Consider the following 11,548-nt stretch of genomic DNA (forward strand, 5'->3'; position numbering starts at 1 on the left):
CGGACAAAGCAAAGCAGGACGCCATCATGCAGTGGGGCCGCATGTTGACGCGGCGCAGGCTTTTTCTTATCGACTCTAGCTCTTGGTTTTGCGGCTGACGTGTGACGGGGGTACTGCCGACATCGGCACGTCTGCACAAGGGAAGATGTGCGGGCATGGCTGATGAACAAACCGGGCAGATGAAGATTGCTATTGTCGCGAATGCTGCGGAATCTCTGGTGGGTTTCCGTGGCCCTCTGCTCCGCCTTCTCGTAGCGCGCGGTCACCGAGTGCATACTCTGGCGCCCAGCTATTCGGCAATGCAGCGGAAGCAGTTGGAGGAGATAGGCGTCCATCTTGACATCGTCCGAATTGAGCGCACCGGACAGAGCCCCCTGTCCGACCTGTCCACGCTGGTCGATCTGCGACATTGGTTCCGGCGTGAACGGCCCGACGTCAGCCTGACCTACTTTATCAAGCCGAACATCTATGGCGGCCTGGCCGCCGCGATGACCGGTATTGCGCGGCGCGTGGCGATGGTCGAGGGATTGGGTTATCTATTCACCGACAACGGTGATAGCTCATTAAAGCGCTCCGTTGCACGCACAGTGGCAGTCGTGTTGCTACGGGCGGCATTGCGCCGTGCGCATCAGGTTATCTTTCTCAACCCGGACGATCGGGACGAGTTCGTGGCTAGGCGGATTGTCCGCCCTGAACAGGTTCTGTTGCTAGGCGGGATTGGGGTCGACCTCGACATATTCTCACCTGCCCCCCTTCCCGACGGTATGCCCTCCTTTTTGATGATCGGCCGACTACTTCGAGAAAAGGGCGTATGCGAGTATATTGAGGCGGCGCGCCGATTGAAGGTTCGCTATCCGGCCGCTCGGTTCTACCTTGTCGGTGGGCGCGACAACAATCCGGGCGGGTTGTCCACGACCCAGGTCGACGAACTTCTTGTGGATGGGGCGGTGGAGTGGCTGGGAGAGGTGTCCGATGTCCGGCCTGCGATCGCCGGTTGCTCGGTATATGTTCTCCCCTCGTACCGCGAAGGCGTGCCACGTAGCACGCAAGAAGCGATGGCAATGGGACGCCCCGTCGTCACGACCGATGTTCCAGGCTGCCGGGAAACGGTCCAGGCTGGTGTCAACGGGTTCTTTGCAACGGCCCGCGATGCGGACAGCCTAGCAGACACCATGGCTCGATTCTGCGATAATCCTTCATTAATCCCGGTAATGGGCGCGGAAAGCCGGCGAATGGCGCAGGAACGCTTCAACATCAACGAGGTAAACGAAAGAATTTACGGAGCTCTTACCGGAAGCTAAGTGTCAAGCCAGACCGAACGATAACCCTCGACCATCCGCGCGATCGAGAAACGCTGCTCCACGCGCTCTCGCGTTGCACGCTGCCGTGCGCACCATTCGGTTCCAGGCCGGCCAAGAGCTTGCAGAGCCTCAGCCAACGCCCGAGCAAGAGCTTGTGGATCGCGAGGCGGCACGATCCACCCCGTCGGTCCAACAATATCGGGTGCATCTCCGACATCCGTCGAAATGCATGGCGTGCCCGATGCCATCGCCTCGGCAAGCACATTGGGAAAAGCTTCGCTGGTCGAGGACATAACGTGCATGTCCAACGCGTTCATCACTGCCGGAATGTCATCACGTCGACCAAGCAGCATGACTTGCTCCGTCAAGCCGAGCTCCTCGATCTGCGTCCTCAAATCGCGGTTGTCCGGATCCATACCCGTTCCGACCAAAAGACATCTTGGGTGATGACCCATTTCCCGCAGGAGGCGAAGTGCCGTCAACAGGTTTGAGTGATCCTTGAGTACATCATAACGCGCGACAAACCCGATCACCGGCTCGGTGCTGGTCAAACCAAATTCTGAGCGACATTGCTCGCGCAGAATTGTATCGGGCTGAAATACGGACAGGTCATACCCGTTTGGCACGACACGCAGACGGCTTGGCTCATATCCAAAATCGGCGTGGATTTGAGCCGACTTTTCTGCGCAGCAGATGATGCGCCGGGGTACTATACGCGACAAGCGCGCGCCCAGCTTCGCGACCATCACGGTTCTTTTCGAAGTTCCGCCTTCGCCAAGATCAGAGTGATGGATGCCCCATATAATATTCCGATGGCCACTCACCTTGGCGGCAAGACCACCGGCCAAATTTGAATGATACATCCATGTCTGTACGACATCGGAGCGCGATTTACTTAGAATGTTCCAGAGTTGCCTTAATCCGCGGCCGGTGATCCGGCCCCGTGGCATGTTCAGACAAAAAGCTGGAATGCCCTGCGCCTCAAGCAACGGTCCATATTTTCCGGCGTCGGTAAGGGAGACAACCCGATGCCGATCTTGCGAATTATGAAGGCATAAGCGGTACAGGGCGCTTTCGGCTCCCCCGTCGTTCAGCCCAGTAATGATGTGAAGAATGTCCATTGATAGTTCTCAAACACCCCAGCCAAGCCAAGGTTCGTTCAACCGGCCAATATAATTGGCGAGCGTGAAGCCGATGATCAGCACAACGAACGCCTTCTTCCTCCATCCAAAAAGGTGCGTACCAGCCAGAAGTACGAATAGCAGGCCGCTCTCAAATATTCGACCGGACACCACCGTTAGAAAGTATACGCACAAATAAAATGATAACACAGACACGGCAAAGGATTCTCTTTGAAGAAAATCTTTACCTGCCGATATAAAGATCGCCAATATAATTGACCAATACGCAAAAGCTACGCCACTGACCCCAATGGAAGCGCCCTCATATTCACCTGCCTGACGCGCACCTAGGCTTGCGGAAAGCACGCCAAGCAACAAGCCCAATGTCAAAAAGAAGCCAATGAAGAAGATTATTCTGACCCATGGCGACAGTCGGAAACGTGCCGTAACCTGATTCAGCACTTCGATCATGACAAGGAAAAAAAACGAAGAGTGCACAAGAGGAGTCAGGCCAATTATCAGCCAACGCCGCCATCTTACTTTGTCATAATATCCCGCCACGAAAAGCGCGACCGCGACGCCCTGTCGCAAGTGGATAATGTTGTTTTTGATGACAAGTGGAACGAGAAAAAGAAAGATCAACCACAACGCGGATCCGCGCTCCCGTCGTAATATCACGAAGGGAGTGATGAATGCGGGAAGGAATATGATGACGCGAACGGCGTTGTAGTTCGACATGCAACTGGCGAGTGCCATGTTCACGACTAGCCACAATGGTTCGTTTGCAAATACGGCTGACCAACCGTCGATCAGATAGTGCCACAGGATGAAGTCGCTATAATCTGCATAGGCTAGATAGTTAGTACGGTCCTGAAAGGCGTTAATTGGCAGCATGGTCAAAACCGTCGCATACACCAGCGCGAAGGCGGCCGGCAGCACCGAATGTGGTGCCGAAACGGCCGGAGCTATGCCGCCGTCTGGTGTATCCTTCAGCGTAGCTGAAGTCGGCATGGTCGCCGTTTGATCAATCGTCATCCGAAGATATGCCTATCGATGCAGGTTACGCGTGCGAACGGGCGCGAGAGAGCACGTTGGTATAGTTCTTATAATGCGAGCAGACGGGCATAGCCATCAATTGCCCGATCAAGTCCGAAGGCATGGGCGCGCTCGGTCACTTGTGGGGGGGACGGATCATCAAGGGCTACCGCCATCGCCTCTCCCAACGCATGCCAATCGCCGACGGGGACCAGCCGTCCCCAACGACCGTTCTCCAATATCTCCGCTGGTCCGGTGCGGCAGTCAGTACTGACGATGCGAGTGCCGCACGCCATCGCTTGGAGTAGCGAACCTGGCAGCCCCTCCCAGGCTGATGACATGACGTAAAGGTCTGACGCCGCCATCCATGCAAAGGGATTGTCCTGAAAGCCGACAAAATCAACGTGCGCACCAATGTCGAGTTCATCGACCAGTTGCAGCAAGGCCGCTCGCTCCTCTCCCTTGCCGAGGACGATAAGCTTGGCATCGCGTGTACGGCGGAGATGCTGGAACGCTCGCAAGAGCGTAGGATAGTCCTTCTGCGCATTCAGCCGCCCTGCCGCTACGATCACAGGCGACTGATGCTGCCTAAACCAGACATGATCGGGCACATCCGCCTTGAGCGACTCAATACGACTTAGATCAAGGGGATTGTAAACGGTGTGCAGCTTCTCGGGCGGCAGACCCAGTAGGTGCTCGAGTTCATCCTGAATGCCCTTGGCCACACAGATGATGCCGTCGGTCGCCGGGTAGAGGCACCGCGTAAGCGCGCGAAAGATCGCAACCTGACCGCCCCCCATCAGGGTGCGCAGGGGTGAATCGCGTTCACTAACGACCAGCCGCATCGGCACGCCGGATAGCTTTTTGGCGATAATCGCAATGATGTTCGCGTGGTTCAGCGCCGATAGCAGGGCAGTCGGGCGTTCCCGTCTGAGATATTGCGCCAGCGGCAGGATACTGGTGGCGACCCGGCCCTTATTCAGGTCGATCACGCGGACATTGCCGGCGACTTCGCCAAGATAGGACCCACGCGCCTTTGCCAGCACCAGATCGACCTGGTGTCCACGCACTGCAAAGCCGTTGGCCAATGTGACCATGACTCGCTCCGCACCGCCGCCTTCCACATCCGGCAAGAAGATCGCGACGTGGCTCATGCCCGTGGCGCCGCAGATTGCCGATCATGACTCCTCATTGTGCGTCCAGCCACATCTGAAACATTAATACACCCCACAGCTGGAAGTGCCATTGCCGGGCACCGCTCTGATGATCCTCCCACATGCGGCGGACGATGGCCGGATTGAGATATCCGTCTCGGTTGAGCCGCTCTTCAGTCAGCAACGCTTCTGCCCAGTTGCGCAATGGCCCGGTAAGCCAGCTGTCAATGGGCACGCCGAAGCCCATTTTCGGCCGTTCTATCAAAGCTTTGGGAACGTGGCGATACAGCACCTCGCGCAGCGCCCATTTTGCGCTGCCCTCCCGTGCCTTCATCGACAAGGGTAAGCTCCAGGCAAATTCAACCACGCGATGATCAAGTAGCGGCACACGCGATTCCAATCCGACCGCCATGCTGGCCCGGTCGACCTTTACCAGCACATCGTCAGGCAGATAACTTCCAGCGTCGAGATACATCATTTGCTCGCGAAAGTTCGCGCCAGTCAGCCAGCGCGTAGGATCAGTCAACAGAGTTGAAGGCTCTGTCGCACCTAAAACCAGTCGTTCCGGTGCGCGCGCAAAAGACATGGTTAGATGATACAAATCCTCCGGCCTCCGCATATCTGCGATCTGCGCAACCTGCTCAATGTGTTTGCTGGCGCGACGGCTTATTCCAAGGGGGATGCGGCTAGCCAGTGTTCCGGCGAACCGCCGGATTGGCGCAGGAATGGCGGAAATCTGCGACCATAACTGCGCAGCTCGATCATACCTGCCATAACCGTAAAAGAGTTCGTCACCACCATCACCTGACAAGCTAACCGTTACCGCCTGCCGTGTCAGACGACTGAGTAAAACCGTCGGGATCTGTGAAGGGTCGGCAAAAGGTTCATCCCAAATATCCGGCAGACTTGCAATGGCAGCTATCGCATCGTCGCCGCTGACATAAAGTTCTGTATGGTCGGTTCCGAGGTGAGCAGCGACCGCCCTAGCATGGGGTGCCTCGTCATAGGCGGCCTCGTTGAAGCCGATCGAAAAGGTTTGTACGGGTCGCTGCGACTGCGCCTGCATCAATGCAACTATCGTCGACGAATCCACGCCGCCCGACAGAAATGCGCCAAGGGGTACGTCGGCGATCATTCGAAGACCAACGGCGTCCAGCAGCAGCGTTTCCAGCGCATCGACTGCGTCGGATACAGAGCCTGCGAAGGGCGCGTTTATGCCGGCTTCTGCCACGTCGCGAAGCGACCAATAGGGTCGAGGCGCTGGAAGGTCACCGGACGGTTGCGAAATCGTCACCCAATGGCCCGGGGGAAGTTTGTACAGTCCCTGATAGATGCAGTGATCGCCCGGAATATAATTGTGTCGAAAGTATAGCGCTAAAACGTCACGATTGATTTCACCCGTCCATTGCGGGTGAACGCGCATCGCTTTCAGCTCGGAAGAAAAGACGACATCTTTACCGACTCTTCCCCAATAAAGCGGCTTCTCCCCCATCCGATCGCGAGCTAAATGAAGTTCTTGGCAATCCCTATCCCAAATTGCCACGGCAAACATGCCGTTGATACGCTTGAGCGTTGTCTCGACACCCCAGCGGCTGATCGCCTCGACGAGAGTTTCCGTATCTGAATGGCCGCGCCAAGTTCGCGCCTCTTCGGCATTTAATGCCGCGCGCAGATCAAGATGATTGTAAATTTCGCCATTGTAGCTGATTTGATAGCGACCGTCGTAACTGGCCATCGGTTGATGTCCCGCCGGTGACAGGTCGACGATGGCCAGCCGACAATGGGCCAGCGCGATGCCTCCTTCCGTATCGGCCCAAACGCCTGTCGAGTCCGGGCCGCGGTGCTCGATACGCAGGGCCATCTCGCCAGCAAGAGCGTCGGCGTCGCGCTGATTTCCCCAGAAACCGCAAATTCCGCACATCGCAAAGTCTGCCTATATCAACGTAAAAAGTCGTTTACTCGACCCCGCTGATCGGCTCCGATCAGCGATCCGCTGCCCATCGCACCAAACGAGCCACCCGGAAAGGGGCGTCATTTGGTGCGTCGACGCCGGGTCAAAAGACCGCACAGGAAATGCCGACTTTCTTACGTACCGCCTGCCATGCTAGCAGGCGCCACACCATCAGCGAGAGACCAGAGGCCCATGCAGCACCGATAGGGCCGCCGATCGGAATTGCGATCAAGCACAAGGCGACGTTAGACAGCGCAGTCGCGCCGAAGATACGAACCGTGGTACGCTCATTGCCGGACATGTTCAGGATAAAACCGGGCTCTCCGAACAGAAGCGCGATGCATTTTCCAAAAGCGAGCACGACCATAATGCTGAACGCCGACTGGTATTCGTGCCCAAACAATATTCCCAGCAGATAGCGCCCAAATACTACCAGAAATGCAAAAATTGCAATGCCGATTACCAGTGTGATGCGGGCGCTATGGATCGCGAACGTTTGAAGCTCGTCTCGCTGGTTGCTGGCATGATAACGGGCAAATTCTTGGGTCGTGATGAAGTTGGAGACCTGCAGACCCAGATCAACTAATACCGCCGCTTGGAACGCGACATTGTACAAACCGACGTCGGCAGGCTGTTTGAAAAGACCGAGGATGAAGACGTCGGTGCGGCTCATGAGCACCGAACTTGCGGTCAGCAGCATGAACGGAACGCCCAGTCGAAACAGCTGCGCAAAGCGTAGCCGTGGAGCAGCAGCAGCACTCGACAGGGGCAAAGTTCGGAACAGCAACAGCCATGCCGGGAGGGCAGAAAGCCCTAGCGCAGCGCAACGCAGGAGCAATGCGTTCGTCGGATTCAGTGCCAGTCGGTCGACTAGAAAGAAGAGGCCAAGCCCGATCATGACAAGCGCGTTGGGTACGGGGGTGACAAACCATGCAGCTGGTACGACCTTGCGAACGCCGCGCAAGCCGTAACACGCAAGATCCAGTAAAACATAGGCAGGTAAAACGAGCAAGATCATATAGAGCGCGTGACGCATGGCGCCATCGTCTGCGTAACGATAGGCGATGACGGGCCACGAAAGCAGTGCCGCAACTGCGCAGACTGCGAGGACAAACAGGCCGGAAGTCCGAGCAAAGGTGCTTGGATCAAAGGCTTGAGCATCTACCTGCGCAATTGCAGTCTCCCGGAGCAGTAATTCGGGCTGCCCCCAACGAGCGGGAATCATCAGCATCCCCATGAACGCCATGGCAAACGCGTAGATTCCGTAGGCCTGCACACCCAACATGCGCGCCAAGCAGATACCAATAACGATCCCGACGATCCGGTCGATCAGATTGATAGCTCCGATCGACATCATGGAGCGGATGAAGTTGGGAAGCGTCATCGTTGAACGCGCCGTGACCAGGCCTCAAGCATGTCTTTGCTGAAAAGCGCGAGGCCAACGGGCAGATGCAGCAACAGCAACAGCCAGGATGATGCCCGTGATGGCCACCATCGAATGGCTCGCTTCTGGCGCAACGTGTGCAGGATAAACCTGCAATGTTGCCGACATGTATCGAATATCACTCGTGGAGCTTTAAAGGCTAGAATTGGCGCAATTTCGTCTATGAACATACAAGAGCAATATAAACAACCATCATAATCAGCCCCAACCCGCTGGTATACATTTCCATTTATAAGAGATCCCGGAGTTGGATAGTATATTCTGACAACTCTATTGATGTGGCGCATCTTATAATTTATGGCTATGCGATCCCATACATAGTTTTCGGGCACAAGTCCGCTTACAAAATCGGGAAAAGGAAATTGCCGCATAACGTCAGTGCGCTGCATCGTGAATTTTTCTCCGCGCACGCCTATAATGTAGTGGCAGGTCATATAATCGGCGTCCAAAGGATCTTCGGGAAAGGCATCGCCGACGATTGCCCCGTCGGGACTCATGACCAACGCCGAAACTCCGGCAAAATCCGAGCGTTCGGCGATCGGGATGCTTTCCCATCCGTCATACATGTCCTGAAGGGCGTTGGGCATGAAGCTGTCATCGCTGTCTAGTATGGCAATGAACGCCCCCCTCGCCTCACGTACGGCGTGATTGACGGCGGTTTTTTTGTGCTGGTTGGGTTGCCAGTGATATCGGATCGGAAAGGGACTGGCGTCTTGCCAACTCAGCACTAGATCGCGGGTATGATCCGTCGAACCGTCATCAACCACCAGCCACTCGAAGCTGCGAAAACTTTGAGCACAAAGACTGTCATAGACACGTGGAAGCGTGTCGGCACGATTGTAGGTCGGAGTCGCGACGGTGAAAACCGGTTCTGTCACCAATGGTCCTTGTTGCGCAATGGCAAACCCAACCTGTCAAAAACGCACGTGGTTAACACATTGGCTCTCGTCCAGACGAGGGAAGGCATGAAAGTTGGCGGCTGGACGACCGGTCGCCTATTGCCCTGCCAAGCTGAGGTCAACCCAGAGAGACTGTTGATGCTGGCGTGCCGCCTGTGAACGCTGACCGACGCTCTGCTCCTGGCTTAGGGCCTACGCGCCGTGCAGCGCTTGGAAGCTCTTTAGCAGGAATCGTAACGCTGCTTTCAATTCGCACGGTTGGTCGACCTAGCGTATTGACTACAATAAGAAATGCTCGACCCGCTGAGAGTCCTGTCTTTCGAGATAATGCTATCTGGATATGGCATGATACAGAAGCCACTGATGGGATAAGCGACGGGGCAGCCGATCGATCCAAAATTTCCCCTACCAATCGGGGTTCATGGATGCGCTACGCACTGGAGGGGAGTGCCGCAATCTCGTTTGATACGGTGGCCGACCTCCTAGCCGACCGAACGATGAACCATGCTCGGATAGCTGCGGGAACACGGGTCCGGGCGGGGAACAACCAATATCTCGTCGCCCCCCGCTTGGCCTATCATGCCGTCCGGACAGTCGGAGGGCTAGGCCTCTATCCAGCGAACGCGATCATTCGACCCGAACAATTCGGTGTCGTCGTCGCTGGAAAGGACGCATCCCATGTGCTGCAGGCGGCGTTCGATTATGGGGGAGGACGCGCGCCTGTCCACCTGTCTCGCGTCTATCATATCCAGCCCGAATCTGGCCGGCAGAGCCTTCGCGTACCGAGCAATAGCAAGGTGATCTTCGAAGCCGGCAGCAAAATCGAGAACCTCCCCCATCGCCTGACCGGCTATGAAATGCTGCTGTTGCACAATGTCCGGAATGTCGAGATCATCGACGCGATGCTTGACGGCCGTCGCGACCTCAACGTTGAAACGACTGGCGAATGGGGCAATGGTATCCAGATCTTGGGGGACGTGGATGACATCCGAATCATCTCACCAGTCACCAACAACATGTGGGGCGACGGCATTTACATCGGCGAGGATATGGCAACCGGCGCCAATCCGCGATCGGTAGAGGTCTCGGATCCACGTGCCGACAATTGCCGTCGGCAGGGGATGAGCATCACTTCGGCGCATAGATGCATCGTGCGACGTCCGATCTGGACCAATACGAATGGAACCCCCCCCTCGGCCGGTCTGGACATCGAACCCAATCTGGCCAGCTGTGTCTTGCAGGATATCCAGATCATCGCACCCGTGACAAGCGGCAACGCGGGGGCGGGAATCTCAATTTATTTAGGTATGCTGCGGTCTAGCTCCAGTCCCGTCAACATCGCTATAAAGGATCATGATAGTAATGGTGATAATAGTGGGGCGCAGTTTGCTAGGTCGGGCGCATCAGGAAGTTATGTTAAGGGTAGGATAGATTACATCAATCCCAATATTAAGAATTCTCGTGTCACTGGTATTGGCGTGGAAGATTGGGATGTTCGCGGAGCTCGTGTATTCATCATGCGACCTAAAATCGAATATCCTAATAAAGGAAATTTAACGGCAGACCGTGCGCGAGCTGGGATCACTTTGTTTTTAGCTGCCGGGGGGGATGCTGAGACGATTGGAAATATCAAAATTGTAAATCCATCGATTGTCGGTGATAGTAATGGGCGCATCGAAAGATACATTTACATTCAGAATGAAAAATTTCCTGATTCAGTCGCGAATATTTCGATTATAGACCCTATAAAATTACAAGGTGCTAAGTATAGCTGGATTGAAGGAGAGGTTTTGTGGAGTGATAAATATCGATTGTCTGTGTACAATCGTACTTCTGTCGATGGTGAATGGATTATAGATAAATGGCATTTTTTTGGACATTATTCTAATAATGGAGCCAATGGAATTGTTAAGTTTAGATTATCTGATGAGCATGTTCCGCTAGGATGGCCAGACGTTACAATTTCTGCTAAAGGTAAATTTCCTATTATGGTATGCTCTTCAGGCCAAGATGTAATACTAGGTATAAGTGATAAATGCCTGCAGATTGACCCTGGTCATGAGGTAGTCGTTAGGCGTATCGCACCTCTCAAATGGAGAATTCTCCCATTATAAATTGAATTTGCACCTTGCTTTGACATACTATTTAAAACAATATTATCAACGCTTTTACGACAAAATGACCGGATTTATGCGGGGCATCGTCAAGCGGCGCTTCCTCGGCTAGCGAATGGCTGCGGCCGTCGATGGCCTCGCGAAGACGGAGCAGACAGACGATGCCGAAGACGTTGGTAACCGGGGCGGCGGGTTTCATCGGCATGCACACGGCGGAAGCGCTGCTCGCACGCGGCGACAGCGTGGTCGGCATCGACTCGCTCAACGATTACTATGATCCGGCATTGAAGCAGGCGCGTCTCGCCGAACTCACCCGGCGGCATGGCGACCGCTTCACCTTCCTCGCCGTCGATTTTGCCGATGCCGCGACGTTGCGCGATGCGCTGGCACCGCATGCGTTCGAGCGCATCGTCCATCTCGGCGCGCAGGCGGGCGTCCGCTATTCGATCGAGCATCCCGAGGTCTACGGCCAGTCCAACCTCGTCGGCCATCTCAATATCCTCGAACTCGCACGCACGCGGCGGGTCGA

Annotated in this window: 9 protein-coding genes; 3 read left to right on the plus strand and 6 right to left on the minus strand. The window is 55.4% G+C overall.

What is annotated here, in order from left to right:
* Positions 1–155: 155 nt before the first annotated feature.
* Complete coding sequence (locus tag AC07U4_RS21625; RefSeq protein WP_495197017.1) at positions 156–1,301, plus strand: glycosyltransferase family 4 protein; 1,146 nt, start codon at positions 156–158, stop codon at positions 1,299–1,301.
* Here AC07U4_RS21625 and AC07U4_RS21630 read toward each other — a convergent pair.
* From AC07U4_RS21630 to AC07U4_RS21655, 6 genes are all read right to left on the minus strand, one after another.
* Positions 1,298–2,422, minus strand: a complete 1,125-nt coding sequence (locus tag AC07U4_RS21630) for a glycosyltransferase family 4 protein (protein ID WP_495197018.1) — start codon at positions 2,420–2,422, stop codon at positions 1,298–1,300. The genes AC07U4_RS21625 and AC07U4_RS21630 overlap by 4 nt on opposite strands.
* Positions 2,423–2,431: 9 nt before the next feature.
* Complete coding sequence (locus tag AC07U4_RS21635; RefSeq protein ID WP_495197019.1) at positions 2,432–3,457, minus strand: hypothetical protein; 1,026 nt, start codon at positions 3,455–3,457, stop codon at positions 2,432–2,434.
* Between the two features lie 68 nt (positions 3,458–3,525).
* The gene (locus tag AC07U4_RS21640) at positions 3,526–4,611 is read right to left on the minus strand and encodes a glycosyltransferase (RefSeq protein ID WP_495197020.1); all 1,086 of its coding nucleotides are present in this window, start codon (positions 4,609–4,611) and stop codon (positions 3,526–3,528) included.
* Positions 4,612–4,645: 34 nt separating this feature from the next.
* Positions 4,646–6,532: an asparagine synthase (glutamine-hydrolyzing) gene (gene asnB / locus AC07U4_RS21645; RefSeq protein ID WP_495197021.1), complete on the minus strand. Its 1,887-nt coding sequence runs from the start codon at positions 6,530–6,532 to the stop codon at positions 4,646–4,648.
* Positions 6,533–6,665: 133 nt separating this feature from the next.
* Complete coding sequence (locus AC07U4_RS21650; protein WP_495197022.1) at positions 6,666–7,946, minus strand: oligosaccharide flippase family protein; 1,281 nt, start codon at positions 7,944–7,946, stop codon at positions 6,666–6,668.
* On the minus strand, positions 7,943–8,884 hold the full coding sequence (locus tag AC07U4_RS21655; RefSeq protein ID WP_495197023.1) for a glycosyltransferase family 2 protein: 942 nt from the start codon (positions 8,882–8,884) through the stop codon (positions 7,943–7,945). Before AC07U4_RS21655 ends, AC07U4_RS21650 begins: the two co-directional genes overlap by 4 nt.
* 446 nt (positions 8,885–9,330) lie before the next feature.
* Between AC07U4_RS21655 and AC07U4_RS21660 the strand changes: the two genes are divergently transcribed.
* Both AC07U4_RS21660 and AC07U4_RS21665 read left to right on the plus strand, forming a co-directional pair.
* Positions 9,331–11,019 (plus strand): hypothetical protein, encoded by a 1,689-nt coding sequence (locus AC07U4_RS21660; RefSeq protein WP_495197024.1) that lies wholly within the window; start codon positions 9,331–9,333, stop codon positions 11,017–11,019.
* A 161-nt stretch (positions 11,020–11,180) separates the two neighbouring features.
* The coding region (locus tag AC07U4_RS21665) for a GDP-mannose 4,6-dehydratase (RefSeq protein ID WP_495197025.1) at positions 11,181–11,548 on the plus strand (368 nt) is incomplete at its 3' end.

Source organism: Sphingomonas sp. GW821-FHT02B09 (genome assembly GCF_059421875.1).